Source organism: Modestobacter sp. VKM Ac-2983 (genome assembly GCF_026967885.1).
GTDB lineage: Bacteria > Actinomycetota > Actinomycetes > Mycobacteriales > Geodermatophilaceae > Modestobacter.
This window is the reverse complement of sequence record NZ_JAPVBK010000003.1, coordinates 210118-230062: the sequence shown is the minus strand read 5'-3', so window position 1 is coordinate 230062 and position 19945 is coordinate 210118. Positions and strand designations below refer to the sequence as shown.

20 protein-coding genes are annotated in these 19945 nt (G+C 73.9%); 9 read left to right on the top strand and 11 right to left on the bottom strand.

Annotated features, from left to right (window positions below; translation table 11 throughout):
- Nucleotides 1–10: 10 nt before the first annotated feature.
- From O2W18_RS12935 to O2W18_RS12925, 3 genes are all read right to left on the bottom strand, one after another.
- A complete protein-coding gene (locus O2W18_RS12935) occupies nucleotides 11–679 on the bottom strand; it encodes an acVLRF1 family peptidyl-tRNA hydrolase (protein ID WP_269187932.1) in 669 nt (222 codons plus the stop codon).
- Nucleotides 680–767: 88 nt separating this feature from the next.
- The gene (locus tag O2W18_RS12930) at nucleotides 768–1982 is read right to left on the bottom strand and encodes an MFS transporter (protein ID WP_269187931.1); all 1215 of its coding nucleotides are present in this window, start codon (nucleotides 1980–1982) and stop codon (nucleotides 768–770) included.
- A gap of 205 nt (nucleotides 1983–2187) precedes the next feature.
- Complete coding sequence (locus tag O2W18_RS12925; RefSeq protein WP_269187930.1) at nucleotides 2188–4002, bottom strand: phosphoenolpyruvate carboxykinase (GTP); 1815 nt, start codon at nucleotides 4000–4002, stop codon at nucleotides 2188–2190.
- A gap of 191 nt (nucleotides 4003–4193) precedes the next feature.
- Between O2W18_RS12925 and O2W18_RS12920 the strand changes: the two genes are divergently transcribed.
- Complete coding sequence (locus O2W18_RS12920) at nucleotides 4194–5366, top strand: NADH:flavin oxidoreductase/NADH oxidase (protein WP_269187929.1); 1173 nt, start codon at nucleotides 4194–4196, stop codon at nucleotides 5364–5366.
- A 58-nt stretch (nucleotides 5367–5424) separates the two neighbouring features.
- Here O2W18_RS12920 and O2W18_RS12915 read toward each other — a convergent pair whose 3' ends face one another.
- Nucleotides 5425–5928, bottom strand: coding sequence for an SRPBCC family protein (locus tag O2W18_RS12915; protein WP_269187928.1), 504 nt, complete (start codon nucleotides 5926–5928; stop codon nucleotides 5425–5427).
- Entirely contained in the window at nucleotides 5925–6254 is a 330-nt protein-coding gene (locus O2W18_RS12910) for an ArsR/SmtB family transcription factor (RefSeq protein ID WP_269187927.1), read from the bottom strand. Before O2W18_RS12910 ends, O2W18_RS12915 begins: the two co-directional genes overlap by 4 nt.
- A gap of 81 nt (nucleotides 6255–6335) precedes the next feature.
- Between O2W18_RS12910 and O2W18_RS12905 the strand changes: the two genes are divergently transcribed.
- The 4 genes from O2W18_RS12905 to O2W18_RS12890 all read left to right on the top strand — a co-directional run bounded on the left by O2W18_RS12905 (nucleotide 6336) and on the right by O2W18_RS12890 (nucleotide 8547).
- A complete protein-coding gene (locus tag O2W18_RS12905) occupies nucleotides 6336–6572 on the top strand; it encodes a hypothetical protein (RefSeq protein WP_269187926.1) in 237 nt (78 codons plus the stop codon).
- Between the two features lie 106 nt (nucleotides 6573–6678).
- Nucleotides 6679–6921: an acyl carrier protein gene (locus tag O2W18_RS12900; RefSeq protein ID WP_269187925.1), complete on the top strand. Its 243-nt coding sequence runs from the start codon at nucleotides 6679–6681 to the stop codon at nucleotides 6919–6921.
- A gap of 121 nt (nucleotides 6922–7042) precedes the next feature.
- Entirely contained in the window at nucleotides 7043–7543 is a 501-nt protein-coding gene (locus tag O2W18_RS12895) for an FBP domain-containing protein (RefSeq protein WP_269187924.1), read from the top strand.
- A gap of 41 nt (nucleotides 7544–7584) precedes the next feature.
- On the top strand, nucleotides 7585–8547 hold the full coding sequence (locus O2W18_RS12890; RefSeq protein ID WP_269187923.1) for an NAD(P)H-dependent flavin oxidoreductase: 963 nt from the start codon (nucleotides 7585–7587) through the stop codon (nucleotides 8545–8547).
- Here O2W18_RS12890 and O2W18_RS12885 read toward each other — a convergent pair.
- The 3 genes from O2W18_RS12885 to O2W18_RS12875 all read right to left on the bottom strand — a co-directional run bounded on the left by O2W18_RS12885 (nucleotide 8544) and on the right by O2W18_RS12875 (nucleotide 10064).
- On the bottom strand, nucleotides 8544–9236 hold the full coding sequence (locus tag O2W18_RS12885) for a DsbA family oxidoreductase (RefSeq protein WP_269187922.1): 693 nt from the start codon (nucleotides 9234–9236) through the stop codon (nucleotides 8544–8546). The genes O2W18_RS12890 and O2W18_RS12885 overlap by 4 nt on opposite strands.
- A gap of 121 nt (nucleotides 9237–9357) precedes the next feature.
- Nucleotides 9358–9651, bottom strand: a complete 294-nt coding sequence (locus tag O2W18_RS12880; protein WP_269187921.1) for a DUF1905 domain-containing protein — start codon at nucleotides 9649–9651, stop codon at nucleotides 9358–9360.
- A gap of 29 nt (nucleotides 9652–9680) precedes the next feature.
- Nucleotides 9681–10064, bottom strand: coding sequence for a MerR family transcriptional regulator (locus tag O2W18_RS12875; RefSeq protein ID WP_269187920.1), 384 nt, complete (start codon nucleotides 10062–10064; stop codon nucleotides 9681–9683).
- 95 nt (nucleotides 10065–10159) lie between these two features.
- Here O2W18_RS12875 and O2W18_RS12870 point away from each other — a divergent pair, with 95 nt between their 5' ends.
- Nucleotides 10160–10864 (top strand): SDR family oxidoreductase, encoded by a 705-nt coding sequence (locus O2W18_RS12870; protein ID WP_269170198.1) that lies wholly within the window; start codon nucleotides 10160–10162, stop codon nucleotides 10862–10864.
- Between the two features lie 65 nt (nucleotides 10865–10929).
- Here O2W18_RS12870 and O2W18_RS12865 read toward each other — a convergent pair whose 3' ends face one another.
- Nucleotides 10930–11307 (bottom strand): FKBP-type peptidyl-prolyl cis-trans isomerase, encoded by a 378-nt coding sequence (locus tag O2W18_RS12865; RefSeq protein ID WP_269157952.1) that lies wholly within the window; start codon nucleotides 11305–11307, stop codon nucleotides 10930–10932.
- A gap of 207 nt (nucleotides 11308–11514) precedes the next feature.
- Here O2W18_RS12865 and O2W18_RS12860 point away from each other — a divergent pair, with 207 nt between their 5' ends.
- Nucleotides 11515–14232, top strand: a complete 2718-nt coding sequence (locus O2W18_RS12860) for an ATP-binding protein (protein WP_269187919.1) — start codon at nucleotides 11515–11517, stop codon at nucleotides 14230–14232.
- On the opposite strand, the gene O2W18_RS12855 is transcribed toward O2W18_RS12860, so the two are convergent.
- Both O2W18_RS12855 and O2W18_RS12850 read right to left on the bottom strand, forming a co-directional pair.
- On the bottom strand, nucleotides 14189–15466 hold the full coding sequence (locus O2W18_RS12855; protein ID WP_269187918.1) for an AI-2E family transporter: 1278 nt from the start codon (nucleotides 15464–15466) through the stop codon (nucleotides 14189–14191). The two genes, O2W18_RS12860 and O2W18_RS12855, sit on opposite strands and share 44 nt — an antisense overlap.
- A 205-nt stretch (nucleotides 15467–15671) precedes the next feature.
- Nucleotides 15672–16934 (bottom strand): acyl-CoA dehydrogenase family protein, encoded by a 1263-nt coding sequence (locus O2W18_RS12850; protein WP_269187917.1) that lies wholly within the window; start codon nucleotides 16932–16934, stop codon nucleotides 15672–15674.
- 686 nt (nucleotides 16935–17620) lie between these two features.
- Between O2W18_RS12850 and fmdA the strand changes: the two genes are divergently transcribed.
- Both fmdA and O2W18_RS12840 read left to right on the top strand, forming a co-directional pair.
- Complete coding sequence (gene fmdA, locus O2W18_RS12845) at nucleotides 17621–18874, top strand: formamidase (RefSeq protein ID WP_269187916.1); 1254 nt, start codon at nucleotides 17621–17623, stop codon at nucleotides 18872–18874.
- 29 nt (nucleotides 18875–18903) lie between these two features.
- Nucleotides 18904–19938 carry an alpha/beta fold hydrolase gene (locus O2W18_RS12840; RefSeq protein WP_269187915.1) on the top strand — a complete coding sequence of 345 codons (1035 nt, stop codon included), beginning with the start codon at nucleotides 18904–18906 and terminating at the stop codon, nucleotides 19936–19938.
- Nucleotides 19939–19945: the final 7 nt, after the last annotated feature.

Genomic DNA, 19945 nt, shown 5'->3' with positions numbered 1-19945 from the left:
CCCGGGCCGCTCAGCTGCGGTCGGTGGGCTCCACGATGTGCACCCGCACGGCCCGGAACTGGGCGGGGGTCGCCAGCAGCACCACCTTCGTCGGCTCGCCGACGTCCAGCGCGGGCAGGCGCGGGAGGTCGGCCAGCGGGCGCAGCCGCGGGTCGGTGAGGACCTCCGCGGCCAGGCCCTTGTCCCCGCCCGGGGCCAGCGCGTCCAGGGTTCCGGCATGCGGCAGCAGCACCCGGGCGGCGGTGTCCGCGGCATGGCTGACGACGGCGTCGGTCTGGTGCCCGCGCCGCCGGGCGAAGCGCTGCTGCGACCAGCCGCCGGCGGCCGTGCGGCCCTGCACCTGGCGGGTGTCGACCTTGGAGACGACGAGGCCCGCGCCGTCGAACACCCCGACCGCCCAGCGGCCGCGCCGGACCAGCAGGACGGCGGTGCGCCGCGGCACCTTGGCCGCGGCGGTGAAGGCGGTCAGCGGCGCCGGACCCGGCGTCCAGCCGTAGGGGGCGGTCAGCCGCACCGTGGTGGTGTCCTGACAGGTCACGGTGACCACGTCCGCGTCGTCGACCTGCACGTCGGTGAACGCGCCGTGCCGCTGCGCGACGCCGTCCAGCCAGCGGTCCAGCCGCTCCGGGGCGACCCCGAGCAGGCGGCCGCCGCCGGCGGCGGGGCGGGGGGAGGTCATCCGCGGAGCATCGCAGCAGCAGGCTCGTCCGGCCTCCTCCCGGGTCCCACCGCGAGCGTGCCAGGGGCGGGGAGGAGGGGGTCTTTCGTCAGTGAGCCAACGCCGGGGAGGCGGCGTGCTCGGCCGGCACGTGCAGCGTCCGCTGCCCCAGGCCGACCACCACCGCCGCCAGGGCGGCCGCCACGGTGGCGACCAGGAAGCTGGCGTTCGCCCCCACGGTGTCCACGATCTTCCCGGCGACCGACGCTCCGATCGCCACCCCGAGGGCCAGCGCGGTGCCGATCCAGGTGAACGCCTCGGTGACCGCGGAGCGGGGCACCAGCACCTCGGCCAGGGTGAAGGCGCTGATCAGCGAGGGCGAGACGGCGATGCCGGCGACCACGACCAGCGGCAGCATCAGCCAGTAGCTGGTGACCAGCACCAGCGGCACGGTCAGCACGGTCAGGACGACGAGGGCAGCGACCAGCCGGTGCCGCAGCCGCACCTTCCAGTGCACGACGCCCCAGCCGATGCCGGCGAACATCGAGCCGGCGGCCAGGCCGGCGATGAGCAGACCGGACAGCGACCGCTGCCCCACCTCGTCGGCGAAGGCGACCAGACCGATCTCCAGCGCGCCGAGGATGGCGCCGACCGCGGCTCCCACCACGAACAGCACCCGCAGCCCGCGCACCCGGATCGCCGACGCCCCGCGCCGGTGCCCGTGCGCGGCCGGCGGCGGCTCGGTGTGGCCCTGGGCGGCGAAGAGCAGGCTGCCCACGGCGGCCAGCGTGAAGGCGGTGACGACGCCGGAGGTGGTGTGCCCGGTGGTGGACAGGAAGGTGACCAGCACCGGTCCGACGATGAACACGAACTCGTCGACCACCGATTCCATGGCCAGCGCGGTGGGCAGCCGGGGGGTGCCGCGGAGCAGGTGCGTCCAGCGCACCCGGATCATCGAGGAGACCGGCGGGATGCTCGCCCCGGCCGCGGCGGCGGTGAGGAACACCGTCCACAGCGGCCAGCCGCCGCGGACCGACCAGAGGAAGCCCACCCCCGAGACGACGAAGATCCCCAGCACGCTCAGCAGCACCCGGCGCTGGGCGTGGGTGTCGGCCAGCCGCCCGATCACCGGCCCGGCGATCGCGGTGGCGACCGCACCGACGGCGGCGACCGCGCCACCCAGTCCGTAGGAACCCGTCTCGGACTGGACGAGCAGCACGCTGCCCAGGCCGATCATCGACAGCGGCAGCCGGCCGATGAACGCGGCCAGCACCATCGGCAGGGCATGCGGGGTCCGCAGCACGTGCAGGTACGGGTTGGGCACGAGCGGACTGGCCTCCGTCACAAGGGGTGGGCGCGCCCTCGCCACGCTAACCCGGCGGCGCCGTCACCCGCGGCACGGGAGCGGAGCGTCGCCGGATGCGACGAGGTCCCGCCCCCCGACGACGCTGTCGGTGAGCGGGACCTCGTCCCGAGGGTCGGCCTCCGCGGCGGCCGACCCGGTCCATGGCGCCCGGAGGGGCGGCCTGCTAGGCGAGCCGGCTCTTGAGGATCTCCAGCTCGTCCCACATGGTGCTGGGGAGCTTCTCGCCGAACTTCTCGAACCACTCGGTGATCTGCGGGACCTCGGCCTGCCACTCGTCCTTGTCCACGCGCAGGGCCTGCTCGACCTGGTCGCGGGTCATGCCCAGCCCGGAGACGTCGAGCGAGTCCGGCGTCGGCACGTGCCCGACCGGGGTCTCCTCGGCGGCCGCGGTGCCCTCGAGGCGCTCGACGACCCACTTGAGCACGCGGCTGTTCTCCCCGAAGCCCGGCCACAGGAAGCCGCCCTCGTCGTCCCGGCGGAACCAGTTCACGTAGAAGATCCGCGGCAGCTTGCTGGCGTCGTGCTGCTTGCCGGTGTCGACCCAGTGCTGGAAGTAGTCACCGGCGTTGTAGCCGATGAACGGCAGCATGGCGAAGGGGTCGCGGCGGACGACGCCGACGGCGCCGGTGGCCGCAGCGGTGGTCTCCGAGGAGAGCGTGGCGCCCATGAACACGCCGTGGTTCCAGTCCCGCGCCTCGCTGACCAGCGGGATCGTGGTCTTGCGGCGTCCGCCGAAGAGGATCGCCGAGATCGGCACGCCCTTCGGGTCGGTGTACTCCGGCGCGAGAATCGGGCACTGGGTGATCGGCGTGCAGAAGCGGCTGTTCGGGTGGCTGGAGGGCTCGTCGCTCTCCGGCGTCCAGTCCCGGCCCTTCCAGTCGGTCAGGTGGGCGGGGGCGTCGTCGGTCATGCCCTCCCACCAGACGTCGCCGTCGTCGGTCAGCGCGACGTTGGTGAAGACGGAGTTGCCGTTGTCGATCGTGCGCATGGCGTTGGGGTTGGTGTCCCAGCCGGTGCCCGGGGCGACCCCGAACAGCCCGAACTCGGGGTTGACGGCGTAGAGCCGGCCGTCCTCGCCGAAGCGCATCCAGGCGATGTCGTCGCCGACCGTCTCGACCTTCCAGCCCGGGATGGTCGGCTCGAGCATCGCCAGGTTCGTCTTGCCGCAGGCCGACGGGAAGGCACCGGCGACGTAGTAGACCTTCTGCTGCGGGCTGGTGAGCTTGAGGATCAGCATGTGCTCGGCGAGCCAGCCCTCGTCCCGGGCCATCACCGAGGCGATGCGCAGGGAGTAGCACTTCTTGCCCAGCAGGGCGTTGCCGCCGTAGCCGGAGCCGTAGGACCAGATGGCCCGCTCCTCCGGGAAGTGCACGATGTACTTGGTGTCGCTGCACGGCCACGGGACGTCGGCCTGGCCGGACTCCAGCGGGGCGCCGAGGGAGTGCATCGCCGGCACGAACGGGCGGTCCTCCCCCATGGCCTCCAGCACCCGGCTGCCGATCCGCGCCATGACCCGCATCGAGACGACGACGTACTCGGAGTCGGTGAGCTCGACGCCGAACATCGGGTTCTCGGCCTCGACCGGCCCCATGCAGAACGGGATGACGTACATCGTCCGGCCGCGCATGCACCCCCGGTACAGCTCGGTCATGACGGCCTTCATCTCGGCCGGTTCCATCCAGTTGTTGGTCGGACCGGCGTCGGCCTCGTCGACCGAGCAGATGAAGGTGCGGTCCTCGACCCGGGCGACGTCACTGGGGTCGGAGGCGCACCAGAAGGAGTTCGGCTTCGCGTCCAGCCGGCGGAAGGTGCCGGCCTCGACGAGCCTGCCGGTCAGCCGCTCCCACTCCTCGTCGGAGCCGTCGACCCAGACCACCTGGTCCGGCGTGGTCAGCTCGGCCATCTCCTGCACCCAGGCGAGGAGTCGGGCGTGCGTGGTGGGGGCGTTCTCGAGACCGGGGGTGGCCACGGCAGTCACGGCGTCTCCTCCTTCGGGTGCCGCCGGCGTGGGTGTCGCACCGGCGTTGTGTCGGCCCCCCGGCCGCAACGCTGGGGCCGGGGGATCGGGCCAGGCTACCGGTCGAAAGGCGTACGTCTAGAACGTCTACCAAGAGTGTGACGTACCTCCCTGCGGAATGCCTCCCGGCCACCGCGCGGTTGACGGCGGTCGTGAGCACACCTCAGCTCCTGCAGCCCCTGACCCTGCGCGGGGTCACCCTCCCCAACCGCCTGGCGGTCGCGCCGATGTGCCAGTACTGCGTCTCCGACGGGGTGGTCGGCGACTACCACCTGGCCCACCTGGGCCGGTTCGCCCTCGGCGGCTTCGGCCTGGTGATGGTCGAGGCCACCGGCGTGACCGCCGAGGGCCGGATCAGCCCCGGCGACGTCGGCCTGTGGAACGACGAGCAGGTGCCCGGCCTGGCCCGTGTCGCCGCCTTCCTGCGCGAGCACGGCAGCGTGGCGGCGATCCAGCTGGCGCACGCCGGCGGCAAGGGCAGCACCCTCCGCCCCTGGGACGGCGACGGCCCGGTCACCGCGGAGAACGCCCGGCCCGGCGACGTCCCGTGGACGCCGGTCTCCCCCAGCGGCGTGCCGATGGGCGAGGGCTGGCCGGCCCCCCGCGCGCTGGCGCTCGAGGAGCTCCCCGCGGTGCGCGACGCGTTCGTCGCCGCCGCGCGCCGGGCGCTGACCGCCGGGTTCCAGGTCGCCGAGGTGCACACCGCGCACGGCTACCTGCTCAACGAGTTCCTCTCGCCGCTGACCAACACCCGCACCGACGCCTACGGCGGGTCGCTGGAGGACCGGATGCGGTTCCCGCTCGAGGTGGTCGAGGCCGTGCGCGCCGTCTGGCCGGCCGACCTGCCGCTGATGGTGCGGGTCTCCGCCGTCGACGCCACCCGCGACGGGACGACGCTGGCCGACACGATCGCCTTCTGCCGCGAGCTGAAGGCCCTCGGGGTCGATGCGATCGACGTCTCCGGCGGGGGCATCGGCAGCGGCTGGGAGCACCCGATCGGCTACGGCTACCAGGTGCCCTTCGCCGCCGCGATCAAGGAGCAGGTCGGCATCCCGACCATGGCCGTGGGCCTGCTCGTCGACCCGCAGCAGGCAGACGCCGTCGTCGCCACCGGGCAGGCCGACCTGGTCGCCGTCGCCCGGGAGGCGCAGGACGACCCGAACTTCGCCCTGCACGCCGCCCGTGCGCTGACCAGCTCCTACGACGCGTACCCGGTCCAGGCCGGCCCGCGACTGGCCTCCCGCGACCGGCTGCTGGACCGGCTGGGCCCGTGGACCGGACCGGACCCGGTCCACGTCGAGCCCGCCCGGGCCGCCCAGGCCTGAGCCACCCACCCGACCGTCGAGCCGCGTCCTGCGGCGGCTCGACGGTCGGGGAACCGGCTCAGGCCTGCGGTGCGCGCCCGTAGGCGGGCCCGGTGGCGGCGAGGAAGCCGTCCCAGTCACCGGGCGCCGGCCGGTCGCCCACCTCGGCGTCGAACTTGTCCAGGTACCAGTGCCAGCCCAGCACGTAGTCGGTGATCTCGGTGCCCGGGGCGAAGAGCTGGGTGAAGAGCAGGACCGTCCGCCCGCCGTCCGTGGTGAGGTCGAGCTCGACCCGCCAGCCCTCCTCGGTGTCCCAGTCGACCACCAGCCGGCGCGGCGCCTCGCACTCCACGATCCGCATCGGCTCACCGATCGGCGTCTCCTCGTGCGTCATGGTGAACGTGCCCGCGCCGCCGGCCCGCCGCTCCCCCTCGTAGGTGCCGATCCAGCGGACCATCCGGTCGGGCTCGGTGAGCGCCGCCCAGACGTCGTCGATCGGGTCCGGCCAGCTGCGGCGGAACTGCAGCCGCACCCCTTCCGGCAGTTCGGTGACCTGCCCCAGCCGCTCGTCCGGTGTCGTCATCGACCGTCCTCCTGCGTCCGTGCCCGCCGTCCGCGGGCGATCTCGGTGTCCAGCGCGTCCAGCCGCTGTGCCCACAGCCGCCGGTAGGGGGCCAGCCAGGCGTCCAGCTCCGACAGCGGTGCCGGGTCCAGCGCGTAGACCCGGCGCTGCCCCTCCACCCGGACCTGCACCAGCCCGGCCTCGCGGAGCACCCGCAGGTGCCGGCTGATCGCCGGACGGCTGACCGGGAACTGCCCGGCCAGCTCGCCGGCACCCCGCTCACCGGCGGCGAGCAGGCCGACGATCTGCCGCCGGGTCGGGTCGGCCAGCGCCGCGAGAGCCTCCATGCCGAGATGTGTAACAGGTTCCTTAATTAACTGTCCAGTTACGTACGTTCGGACGGCGCACCACCGGGGCACCGTCCGGCCATGACCGTCACCGATCCCGCCGTCCCCGACCCGCTCAACGACCCGCGCGCGTTGCAGGCCGACCCCGGTGCCCTCGGCGAGGGCGAGGACCTCGCCTCCACCGAGGACGACCAGGTGGCGACCGGGGAGGACGAGCTCGCCTCCTCCCGCACCGAGGCCGACGAGGCCGGCGGTGGCGACGTCACCGGCGGGTTCGCCGGCGCGGTGGGCGAGGCCCCGACCAACGATCAGACCTGAGACGGACCGGTCCGGCCCGGCCGCGTGTCGCCCTCGCGGCGGGCGGGTAGCGCGGGGACGCGCGCGCCAAGCAACGGCCCCGATGCGCGCTCTGCGAGGAGGACCCATGGCCACCGGTGAGACCGGCTTCGCCGACGTCACGTTCGACCTGATCTCCGTCCAGTACCACTCACTCAAGGCCGGGCACGACTACGGCCAGTACGTCCGGGACGCCGAGAACGCCGGCCTGGACGACGTCGCCGCGTTCTTCCGCGAGGTGATGGAGCAGGACTCGAAGCGCGCCGAGCGCGCCCACGAACTGCTCCGCAAGCTCTCCGGCACCGAGCACGGCGGCCCAGCCACCAGCTGACCCCTGCCCCACCAAGATGGCCATTTTGGTGGGGCGAGGGGTTGGGAAATCCGAGTGCGTCGGGACGGGCGCGGTACGTAACCTCTGCGGCCGTCCCGTCCCGACGCCCCTGGAGGTCCCCGTGCACACCCTGACCGAGGCGGCCATCCGCCGCTCGATGGTCAACTGCTCCCGCAGCGAGGCCGCGTCCCTCACGCCGCCCCGCGACCTGGACGAGCTGGACTGGGCGTCGCTCGACGTGCTCGGCTGGCGGGACGCCAAGGCCGAGCTGCGCGGCTACCTGGTGCACGAGCAGGACGGCGACCCGATCGGCATCGCGCTGCGGGCCGCGGACACGAAGATGTCCAGCCGCCGCTCGGCGATGTGCCTGCTGTGCCACTCGGTGCAGTCGGCCGCCGACGTCTCGCTGTTCACCGCGCGGCGGGTGGGCGAGGCGGGGCGCAACGGCAACACCGTGGGCACCTACATCTGCGCCGACCTGGACTGCGCGAGCCGGGTGACCGCCGTCCCGCCGTCGGCGCAGCACCTCGACGAGGAGCTGCAGGCCCTCGCGATCGAGGAGCAGGTCCTCGGTCTGCGCAAGCGGCTCCAGGCCTTCACCGCCGACGTCACCCGCCGCTGACCGCCGGTGCGCCCCGTGGGGCGAGGGACGACGATGGTCCGGTGATCAAGACCCCGCTGACCCGCTGGTTCGACCTCGACGTGCCGGTCTTCGGTGCCCCGATGGCCGGGGTGGCCGGCGGGGAGCTGGCCCGCGCCGTCTCCCTCGGCGGCGGGCTGGGCATGATCGGCGTCGGGTCCGACACCCCGGTGGAGTGGCTGGCCGAACAGGCCCGGCTGCCCACGGAGGCGGACGTCTCCTTCGGGGTCGGCCTGATGGCCTGGGCCCTGGAGCAGCGCCCGGAGCTGCTGGCCGCGGCGATCGCCACCGAGCCGGCCCTGGTCTCGGTCTCCTTCGGCGACCCGGAGCCGTTCGTGGGGCCGCTGCACGACGCCGGCATCGCGGTGGCCACCGCGGTGAACTCGCTGGCCGACCTGGACCGCGCCCTGGCGGCCGGGGCCGACGTCATCGTGGCGCAGGGCACCGAGGCCGGCGGGCACACCGGGCAGCGGGCCACCCTCCCGCTGCTGCAGGAGGTGCTGGCCGCGACCGACCGGCCGGTGCTCGCCGCGGGCGGGGTGGCCACCGGTGCCGGGCTGGCCGCCGTCCTGGTGGCCGGCGCCGCGGGGGCCTGGATCGGCACCCCGTTCCTGTCCTGCACGGAGGCGGCCAACTCCCCGGCCGCCCGGGAGCGGATCCGGGCCGCCGGCGGTGACGACACGGTGCTGACCAGCGCCTTCGACATCGCCCAGGAGCTGCCCTGGCCGGCGCGCTGGCCCGGACGGGCGCTGGTCAACGAATTCACCCAGATCTGGCACGGCCGGGAGACCGAGCTGCGCGGCGACACCGCCGCAGCCGACCTGGTCCGCCGCGCCCGGGCGGAGGGCGACCTCGGGAACGCACCCGTCTACGCCGGGGAGTCGGTCGGGCTGGTCACCCGCGAGGAGTCGGCGAGCGACGTCGTCCGCCGGCTGGCCGCCGACGCCCGCAAGGCCCTGGAGCGCGCCCCCCGCCTGCTGGGCTAGACGGCGCAGCTGCCGTCCGCGCACCCCTCGGCGGCGGGGACGGTGGTGAGCGGGTGGGTGTCGGCCCAGGCGCGCTCGAGCAGCTGCAGCAGCTGCTCGGCCGGCTGCGCCCCGGCGGCCCCGTAGGTGCGGTCGATGACGAAGAACGGGACGCCGGTCGCGCCGAGCGCCCGCGCGGTCTCGATGTCGGAGTGGACGGCGGGCAGGTACCGACGGTCGGCCAGCGCGGCCCGGACCTCGTCCTCGGCCAGGCCGACCTCCACGGCGAGCGGCACGAGCCCCTCGACGTCGAACACCGAGCGGTGCTCGGTGAAGTGAGCGTGCAGCAGGCGCTCCTTCATCGCGTCGCCCAGGCCCCGCTCCGCCGCGAGGTGGAGGAGCTGATGGGCGAGGAGGGTGTTGCCGCTGACGCCCTGGACGAGGTCGTACTGCAGCCCCTCGGCGGCGGCGACCTCCTCGACCCGGCGCATCTGGCCGGCCATCTCCTCGACGCTGCGCCCGTACTTGGCGGCCAGCGCCGGCAGGGTGGGCTCGGTGTGGCCCTCGGGGACGCTCGGGTCGAGCTGGAACGACCGCCAGACCACCTCGACCTGGTCGGCGTGCGGGAAGCGGGAGAGCGCCGTCTCCAGCTTGCGCTTGCCGATGTAGCACCACGGGCACACGACGTCGGACCACACCTCGACCTGCATGCCCCGCCCAACCCGCTGGTCGTGCCGGGCATTCCGGTGGTCACCCGACCGGAGGAGATGCCCGGGTCGCTGATCGACGACCACCCGCACCGGGTGTCCGGGGGCGACGGCGGCCCGCCGGTCAGCTGAGGCGCTCCTCCAGGTGGACCAGCACCGGGGCCCCGGCCTCGCTCTTGCCGATCCCCGCGCACAGCGCCTTCCGCAGCGGGAGCCAGTGCGGCCCCTGCCCCGAGGGCATGAGCGTGGCGGCGAAGGGGTGCCCGTCCAGGGTGCCGGCGACCTTCACCGCCCGCCGGGTGCCGAGCACCTCCGCCGAGCCCGGCAGCTCCAGGTAGGTGGGGAAGGCGCCGTCCTTCTCGATGACGCAGCGGAAGACGGCGTCGAGCGGCTGGGCGGGGGGCGCTGCGGTGGTCATGCCGGGAAGACCCCCGGGGCGGCCAGAACTCATCGCCGAGGAGACCAGGTCGCCGACCGGGCCCCCGGCACGTGCTCCGCGCCGATCCGGATGATCTCGTCCAGCCGCTCGCGGGCCTGGGTCAGCTCGGCGATCTGCCGGTCGATGCCGTCCCGCTGCTCGACCAGCCGGTCCAGCATCTCCGGCGTCGCGACGCCGGTGTGCACGCACGGCAGCACCTCCAGGACGTCCGCGCTGCCCAGCCCCGCGGCGTACATCTGCTGGATGAACCGGACCCGGCCCACGGCGCTCTCCGGGTACCGGCGCTGCCCGCTCGGGGTGCGCTCGGCCTCCAACAGACCCTGCTCCTCGTAGTAGCGCAGCGCCCGCACGCTCACGCCGGCGCGGGCGGCGACCTCTCCGATGCGCAGCACCGGACCTCCTCAGTGATCGACCTCACAGTTGACCCTGACGTCAACGTCAGGTCTTAGCGTCCTCGGCAGCCCACCCGAACGCAAGGAGAACCACCATGGACATCACCGGATCCGTCGCCCTGGTCACCGGCGCGAACCGCGGCCTGGGCCGCCACTTCGCCCAGCAGCTGCTCGAGCGCGGCGCTGCCAAGGTCTACGCCACCTCCCGCCGCCCCGAGCTCGTCGACGTGCCGGGCGTGGAGGTGCTGCGGCTTGACGTCACCGACCCGGGGTCGATCGCGGCCGCAGCCGCAGCCGCCGGCGACGTCACGCTGCTGGTCAACAACGCCGGCCTCACGACCCGGGCCGACCTCGTCACCGGCGACCTGGCCGACGTCCGGCTGGAGATGGAGACGCACTTCTTCGGCACGCTGGGCGTCATCCGGGCGTTCGCGCCGGTGCTCGCCCGCAACGGCGGGGGCGCGATCGCCAACGTGCTCTCGGCGCTCTCCTGGTTCTCCACCGCCGGCGCCAACGCCTACAGCGCCGCCAAGGCCGCGGAGTGGAGCCTGACCAACGGCGTCCGGATCGAGCTCACCGAGCAGGGCACGGCGGTCACCGGGGTCGTGCTGGGAGCCGCCGACACCGACATGATGGCCGGCTACACCGGCCCGATGAGCGACCCGGCCGACGTCGTCCGGGCCGCCCTCGACGGCGTCCAGGCCGGCGAGTGGGAGGTGCTGGTCGACGACTGGAGCCGAGGCGTCAAGGCCGCCCTGTCCGCCGACCCCCGCGAGTTCTACGGCCAGCTCGCGATCTGACGGTGTGCGCTGAGTGCCAGGTCCGGCCCGCGGACCTGGCACTCAGCGCACTGGGTCGATCCCCGTCAGCGGACGCCGACGAGGTCGACGACGAAGACCAGGGTGGCGCCGGGCTTGATGACGCCGCCGGCCCCGCGCTCGCCGTAGGCCTTGTGCGGCGGGATCGTCAGCCGGCGACGGCCCCCGACCTTCATGCCGACGATGCCCTCGTCCCAGCCCTGGATGACCATGCCGACGCCGATCCGGAACTCCAGCGGGTCGCCACGGTCCCAGGATGCGTCGAACTGCTCGCCGCCGTCGTGGGTGACGCCCACGTAGTGCGCGCTCACCAGGCTGCCGGCGGTGGCCTCGGCGCCCTCACCGACCACCAGGTCCTCGATCACCAGGTCGGACGGGGCAGGCCCGGTGGGGGGCTCGACGTCGGGACGGGTCAGCTCTGCCACGGGGGTCTCCTCGGGGTCGGCGCCAGGGCTCTCCCGGCGGTTCTGCCCCATCCAACCCGCCCGGCCGTCCGGGGGCACAGCTGGCCTCAGGGCAGACGCCGCCTGCCGGAGGTAGGTTGCACGCTGCGGGTGGGTCGCTGGTGACCGCCCCCGGGTACGCCGCTGCCCGGGCTCGCAGGCGTGCTGGTGTCCCTGGTGGAGGTGTGCGTGGCCCCCGATCCGACCTCTGCCGCGCCGGGGTCGCCCTCCGCCGCCGACCTCTTCGCCGGTGGCGGCGAGACCGGCCGGCTGCTGGCCGGGCTCGACTGGTCCGCGACGCCGGTGGGCCCGGTCGAGGGGTGGCCGGCGAGCCTCCGGTACGCCGTCCGCACCATCCTCGCCTCGCGCTTCCCGATGATCCTCACCTGGGGCCCCGAGTACACCCAGCTGTACAACGACGGCTACGCCACCCTGATCGGCGCCAAGCACCCCGGGGCCCTCGGGCGCGACCTGCGGGTCACCCAGGCCGAGGGGTGGGCCGTGCTCCAGGGGCCGGTCGAGCACGCGGTCACCACCCGTGAGGCGTCCTGGCTGCCTCGACTGCCCCTTCTGCTGGAACGCGCCGGCTACCGCGAGGAGACCTACTTCACCGTCTCCCACGCGCCGGCCTTCGGCGACGACGGGCTCGTCGCCGGGATGCACGCCGTCTGCACCGAGGTGACCAACGAGGTCCTCGGCGAACGGCGCCAGCAACTGCTGCACCAGCTCTCCTGCACCGAGGCGGAGCGGGGCGACGAGCAGGCCGTGCTCGCCGGCCTGTGCCGCACCTTGGGCAGCGATCCGCTCGACGTGCCGTTCGCCGCCGTCTACCTCGACGAGGGCGACGGCCTCCGGCGGGCAGGCACGGTCGGCTGCCCGGCCGACCTGCTGCCCGCGTCCGTCCCCGACGCCGCCGCGCTGCCCGGACCGACCGGCGGGCTGGGGCTGGTCGGCGGGTTCTGGCAGGACCCGGTGCGCGATGCCGTCGTGTTGCCGCTGGGCGGAGCCGCGGGTGAGGAACGGATCGGCGTCCTGGTCGCCGGGATCAGCCCGAACCGCGCGCTGGACCCCGAGTACCGCACCTTCCTGGACCTGGTCGCCGGGCAGTTCACCAGCGCCCTGGGCAACGCCCGGGCGTTCGGGACCGAACGGCGGCGGGCCGAGTCGCTGGCCGAGCTCGACCGGGCGAAGACGGCGTTCTTCTCCGACGTGAGCCACGAGCTGCGCACCCCGCTCACCCTGCTGCTCGGGCCGATCAGCGACGTCCTGGCCGACACCTCCGACGAGCTGCCCCGGGCAGCCCGCGACCAGCTGGAGCTGGCGTTGCGGAACGGGCAGCGCCTGCAGCGCCTGGTCAACGACCTGATGGACGTCGCCAGCATCGAGGCCGGCCGGGCCGAGGCCGTCCGGGTGGAGACCGACGTCGCCGCCTTCACCGCCGAGCTGGCCGGGGTGCTGCGGGCCGCCGCCGAGCGGGCCGGTCTGCAGCTGCGGGTCGACTGCCCCCCGCTGGGCCGGCCGGTGCACGTCGACCCGCGGATGTGGGAGAAGGTGGTCCTCAACCTGCTCACCAACGCGGTGAAGTACACCTTCGTCGGCGGCATCGAGGTGATCCTGCGGGGTGAGGCCGACCAGGTGGTCCTCACCGTCGCCGACACCGGGATCGGCATCCCGGCCGCCGAGCTGCCGCTGGTGTTCGACCGCTTCCACCGGGTGCGGGGCTCCTCGGCGCGCACCCGGGAGGGCACCGGCATCGGGCTGGCCCTGGTCCGCGAGCTGGTCGGCCTGCACGGCGGCACCGTGACGGTGGACAGCGAGCCGGGCGCCGGGAGCACCTTCACCGTCGCCGTCCCCTACGGCAGCCCCGACACGTCCGCCGACGCGGGCCCGGCGGCCACCCCCTCGGTGACCGCGCACGGCACCGCCGCCTCCTGGGTCGCCGACGTGACCCCCGACGATCTGCCGGACGCACCCGCCGGCGCGACGGCCACGATCCTGGTCGTCGACGACAACGCCGACATGCGCAGCTACCTGACGAGGCTGCTGGCGCCGATCTGGCGGGTGCGCACCTGTACCAACGGCGAGGAGGCGCTGGCGTCCGCGGCCGAGCACCGGCCCGACGTCGTCCTCACCGACGTGATGATGCCGCGCATGGACGGCTTCGAGTTGCTGCGCCGGCTGCGCGCCGACCCCGCCACCCGCGACATCCCGGTGATCATGCTGACCGCCCGGGCCGGTCAGGAGGCCGCGGTCGAGGGGTTCGCCGCCGGGGTCGACGACCACCTCGCCAAGCCGTTCCAGGCCGCCGAGCTGATCGCCCGGGTGCGCGTCGCGGTCGAGCGCGGCTCGGGTGCCCGCGAGGGAGCCGCCGTCGGCCCGGTCCCCGCCCCGCCGGTGCCGACGCCGCCGACCCCGGCCGGACAGGCCGGACCGGCCGGACCGGCCGAGGTGCGCGCGCTGGTGCCGACCTGCCGGCCGCCGGCCACGTCCCGGCCCCCGACGACCGCACCGGTGCTCCGCGAGCACTGGCGCTTCCCCGCCGCACCCCGGGCGATCCCCGCGCTGCGCCGGGCGCTGCGCCGGGTGCTGACCGCCGCCGGGCTGGACGAGGACCAGGTCTACGACCTGCTGCTGGCCGCCTGCGAGGCCGCCACCAACGCGGTGGAGCACGCCCAGCACCCGACCCAGCCGGTCGTCGAGGTGACCATCGAGGCCTCCGTGGACGGCGTCGAGATCACCGTGCGGGACCACGGGCAGTGGCGGGAACGGGTGCCGAGCATGGACCGCGGGCGGGGGGCGACGTTGATGAGCGCGTTCGCCGACGTCGCCGTCGTCCCCGGCCCGGAAGGCACCACCGTGACGATCAGGAGCCCTCGGACGCCTCCGCTGCCTGGGCCCGGCGGCTAGGTCCTCCGTCGCCGCCGGCCGGCCCGCCGTCGGCGGACGGCACGTCGGCCCGGGAGGCGCCGCCGGTCCGGAGACGGAGGCCCCGCGGCCTCGGTTCCGCTTCCTCGCCGCCCTTGCGGTCGGCCAGGGCGACGGCGATCGCGTACACCACGGCGGCCAGCGGCACGGCGATCACCGCCCCGCCGATCCCCCACAGCAGGCCGCCGACGGTGAGGGCGTAGACGATCCCCAGGGGGTGCAGGAAGACGGTCCGCCGCATGATCAGCGGCTGCAGGAGGTTGCCCTCGATCTGCTGCACGACGACCACCGCACCGAGCACGAGCAGAGCGTCGGTCAGCCCGCCCGCGGCGAAGGCGACCACCACCGCGGCCAGTCCGGCCACGAAGGCCCCGACGACCGGGATGTAGGCACCCAGGAAGGTGAGCACGGCCAGGGCGAAGGCCAGGGGCACGCCGATGAGCAGCAGCGCCAGGCCGATGCCGATGGCGTCGATGAGCGCGACGGCCGTGGTGCCCCGCAGGTAGCCACCCAGGGTGCGCCAGGCGCCGTTCCCCGCGTCGTCGGCGGCCGCCCGGCGGTCGGCCGGCACGATCCGGAGGCACAGCCGCCAGATCCGGGCCCCGTCGTAGATCAGCCAGAAAGCAGTGAACAGGGCGAGGACCAGCCCTGCCGCCACGGTGACCGCGGTCGTGGCACCGGTCACCACCATCCCCGGCCCGCCGGCGCCACCCCCGAACCCGCCGGTCAGCTGGGCGATCAGCCCGTCGATGATCGAGTTGACCCGTTCCCGGGGCAGGCCGAGCGTCTCGACCAGGCTGGTGCGCACCCGGTCCAGCCCGCTGACCAGGGTGGGGCGCAGGCTGGCCCACTCCCGGGCGACCCGTTGCTGCAGGAAGTAGACGACCCCGCCCAGCAGGACGAGGAAGAGCAGCATCACCAGCCAGGTCGCCGCCAGCCGGGGCACCCCGGTCCGGTCCAGCCAGGAGGCGACCGGCCGCAGGAGCGCGGTCAGCAGCAGACCGCCCAGGAAGGTGAGCACCACGGTGCCCAGGACGACGGCCAGCTGCACCGCGAAGTAGACGACGGCGCCGATCGCCAGCGTCCACAGACACCACATGCCCGCGGTCCGGACCCCAGCGGGCACACCGGCGTCGGTCGCCGTCCCCGCCTGTCCGCTGGCGGAGGCGTCGGTCGGCGGGCCCGCCGACGGTGGCTGGTCGTGCTGCGATGACACGTGCGTCTCCTTCCCCGGGACGAGCCGGGGTCGGTGCTGGACCCCCCGGTGCTGAGGAGGTGGGCGTGCCCGGCGAGTCCCCGTGGCACGCCGGTGGCGCGGCCCTCTCCTGCCCAGCCGATCCCCGGCCGACACCGAACCCGCCCGGACTCACAGGCAGCCCAGTGGCTGCTCTCCCCGTCAGCCCAGCGGGCTGCTCCACACGTCAGCCCAGCGGGCTGCGCGGGAGCATCGTGTTGCTGATGATCCGCTTCTGGATCTCGCTGGTGCCCTCGAAGATCGTGGTGAGCCGGGCGTCCCGCCAGTGCCGCTCCACCTGCCGCTCGGTGGTGTAGCCGTTGCCGCCGTGCAGCTGCATGGCCTGGTTGGTGACCCGGACCGCCATCTCCGTGGCCTGCAGCTTCACCATCGCCGCCTCCCGCTCGCACGGCACACCCTCGTCGAGCAGGTGGGCCACCTGGCGGTAGAACGCCCGCGCCTGCTCCACGTCCGCGGCCATCTCGGCCAGCGCGAACCGCAGCGCCTGGAAGTCGCCGATCGGGTGGCCGAACTGCGCCCGCTCCTGCAGGTAGAGCACGCAGTCCTCGACCGCGGCCCTGGCCAGGCCGACGGCGCGGGCCGCGGTGTGCACCCGGGCAGTGTTCAGGAATGCCTGCGCCTCACGGAAGCCGGCGCCGGAGTCCGCGGCGTCCGAGCCACCCTCGCCGGGGGCGACGATCAGGTCCGCGGCCGGGATGCGCACCCCGTCGAACGTCAGGTCCCAGGTCAGGAAGCCGTGGTAGCCGACCTTGTCGATGGCGTGGCCGGACAGCCCCGGCGGGAACGCGCCGCGCTCCTTGACCAGCAGCAGGTTCCGCAGCCCCCGGGAACGGGACTCCCCCGGCTGCGGATCGGCCACCCGGACCAGCACCTGGATGAAGTCGGCGGCCTTGGCGTTGCCGCACCAGCGCTTGTGGCCGGTGACCACCCAGTCGTCGCCGTCGCGCACCGCGCGGGTCTGCACGTTCGCCAGGTCCGAGCCGGCCTCCGGCTCCGACAGCGCCACCGCCCCGATCCAGGAGCCACCGGCGCTGCGCCGCAGCAGCTCGCGGCGGCGGTCGGGGTCGGCGACCGCCGTCCCCATGCCCTGCGACCGGGCCAGGATGCTGGCCACGCTCATCCACGCCCGGGCGAGCTCCTCGCTGACCATGCAGTACTCGAAGACGCCGAGCCCCAGCCCACCGTCGGCCGCGGAGACGGTGATGCCGAACCACCCGAGCTCGCCGAGCCGCTCGAGGAGGTGCCGCGGGATCTCACCCTTCTGCGGGTCGAGCTCGTTCGCGACCGGCAGCACCTCGTCCACGGCGAACCGGCGGGCCTGCTCCATCAGCGCGGCCCGCTCGGGCGTGTGCCACGGGGAGTGCAGGACGGGTGGCGCGGGCAGCCAGGTGTCGGCGGTCTCGGCGGGGCGGCTGGCGGTCGACGTCATCGTCGGTGCCTCCTGGGTCGGGGAGTCCGGATCGACCTACTGTCGGGTAACCAGCGCCCCGATGCACGCCTACGTGACCGAGGCAACACCTCCACCCAGCGTGACGGACCGGTCCGAGTCGACCGCGACATGCCGGGAGGTGCCACCCGGTCCGTCACGACGCGCCGCGAGGTGGCGTGCCCAACGCCGCCCCAGGCTCTGCCGCGCCTTGACCACCTCCTCACGGCGGGACGAACGTGCGCCTGGTCCGGAGGGCCGAGTGACCCTCCGCCGGTCACCCGGAGGTCCGACATCGCCGTCTACCTGTACCGCTGCACCCACCACGGCACGACCGAGGCGCGCTGCGCCATGGGCGCCGCTCCGCCCACGGTCCCGTGCCCGACCTGCGGCTCGACCGCGGCCCGGGTGTTCACCGCACCCCGCCTCTCGTTCGGCTCCCCGGTGCGCCGTGGGCTGCTCGAGCGCACGGAGCGCACCAGCGACCGGCCCGACGTCGTCTCCGCCCCGCCGCCCGCACCACGTGCCGGCCGCCGGGCCGACGTGTGGCGCAACCCGGCCCTGAGTCGGCTGCCGAGGCCCTGAGGCTGATCCGACCGCGAACTCCGATCCCACCGGCGGTGTGCGGCCCCGCACCGAAACCGCCGGTCAGACGCCCCCGCAGCCCGACCCGAGCCCAGGAGCCAGCCATGCCCGAGCGCCTGTTCCCCCTCGACTCCAGCAAGCCGTTCACCGAGCAGCAGCACATCGGCCACAACCGCTGGCACCCCGACATCCCGGCCCAGGTGACCGTCCGGCCCGGGGACACCTTCCGGGTCGACTGCCGCGAGTGGTTCGACGGGGCGATCCACAACGACGACTCCGCCGACGACATCCGGGACGCGCCGCTGTCCACGGTGCACGTGCTCAGCGGCCCCTTCGCCGTGGAGGGGGCCGAGCCCGGTGACCTGCTGATCGTCGACATCCTCGACGTCGGGCCGATCCCGCAGGAGGACTCCGGCCCGCTGGCCGGGCAGGGCTGGGGGTACACGGGCATCTTCGCCAAGCAGAACGGCGGCGGTTTCCTGACCGACCAGTTCCCCGACGCCTACAAGGTGATCTGGGACTTCGCCGGGCAGACCGCGACCTCCCGGCACGTCCCGCACGTGTCGTTCACCGGCATCGTGCACCCCGGCCTGATGGGGACCGCGCCGTCGGCGGAGCTGCTGGCCCGCTGGAACCGGCGCGAGGGTGCGTTGATCGCCACCGATCGCGACCGGGTCCCGCCGCTGGCGCTGCCCCCGCTGCCGCAGGACGCCATCCTGTCCGGCCTGACGGGTGCCGAGTTCGACCGCGTCGCCGGCGAAGCGGCGCGCACCGCCCCGCCCCGGGAGAACGGTGGAAACCAGGACATCAAGAACCTGACCAAGGGCAGCCGGGTCTTCTACCCCGTCTACGTCCCCGGGGCGAAGCTGTCGCTGGGCGACCTGCACTTCTCCCAGGGCGACGGCGAGATCACCTTCTGCGGGGCCATCGAGATGGGCGGCTTCATCGACCTGCACGTCGACCTGATCAAGGGCGGCATGGAGACCTACGGGGTCGGCGAGAACGCCATCTTCATGCCGGGCAACGTCGACCCCCGGTACGAGAAGTGGCTGGCCTTCTCCGGGACGTCGGTGACGCTGGACGACGAGCAGCGCTACCTGGACTCGCACCTGGCCTACCAGCGGGCCTGCCTGCACGCGATCGACTACCTGACGACGTTCGGCTGGTCACCCGAGCAGGCGTACATGATCCTCGGCGCCGCGCCGATCGAGGGCCGGCTGTCCGGGGTCGTCGACATCCCCAACTCGTGCGCCACCGTCTACCTGCCCACCGGGATCTTCGACGTCGACGTCACCCCCTCGGCGTCCGGACCGACGCGGATCGACCCGGGCATGGGCGTCCCCCGATCGAGCTTCTGACCGCCCGCCCCCCAGCCTCAGGAGCACCGATGCCGCGGCCCACCGACCACGAGCTCTTCGACCTGGGGGACGTCGTCCTGCAGGGCGGCGCCACCCTGCGCGGAGCCCAGCTCGCCTACAAGACGTACGGCACGCTGAACGCCGAGAAGTCCAACGTGATCGTGCACCCCACCTGGTACAGCGCCTGGCACGACGCCAACGAGTGGTCGGTCGGGCCGGGCCTGGCCTGCGACCCCGACGAGTACTTCATCGTGATGCCCAACCAGCTGAACAACGGCCTGTCGACGTCGCCGAGCAACACCCCGCCGCCCTACGACGGGCCTGACTTCCCGCAGGTGACCTTCCACGACCAGGTGGAGGTGCAGCACCGGCTGCTCACGCAGCAGTGGGGCATCGAGACCGTGGAGCTGGTCCTCGGCTCCTCCATGGGCGCCGGCCAGACCTACCAGTGGGCGGTCAGCCACCCCGAGATGGTGAAGCGGGCGGCGCCGATCGTCGGTTCGGCGGTCACCAGCGAGCACAACCAGGTGTTCCTGAAGAGCCTGCACGCCGCCCTCACCCTCGATCCGGCGTTCGCGGGCGGCCACTACCGGCCGGACGCGCTGCCCACCGCAGGCCTGCGCGCCTTCGCCCGGATCTACGCCGGCTGGGGCCTGTCACAGGCCTTCTACTGGCAGCGGGAGTACCGCACCCTGGGCTTCTCCTCCCTGGAGGACTTCCTCGTCGGGTTCTGGGAGGGCTTCTGGCTCGACGACCGCGACCCCAACGACCTGCTGGGGATGCTGTGGACCTGGGAGCACGGCGACGTCGGGAAGACCCCGGGCTTCGACGGCGACACCGAGGCGGCGCTGCGGTCGATCCGCTGCCCGCTGCTGGCCATGCCGGCCAGGACCGACCTGTACTTCCCGCCGGAGGACGAGGAGTGGGCGTCGCAGTTCATCCCGAACGGTGAGGTCCGGGTGATCCCGACGATCTACGGGCACTTCGCCGGGCTGGGTCAGAACCCGGCCGACAACGAGTTCATCGACCGGGCCCTGAAGGAGCTGCTGGCCCGCCCGGCCTGAGCGGGGG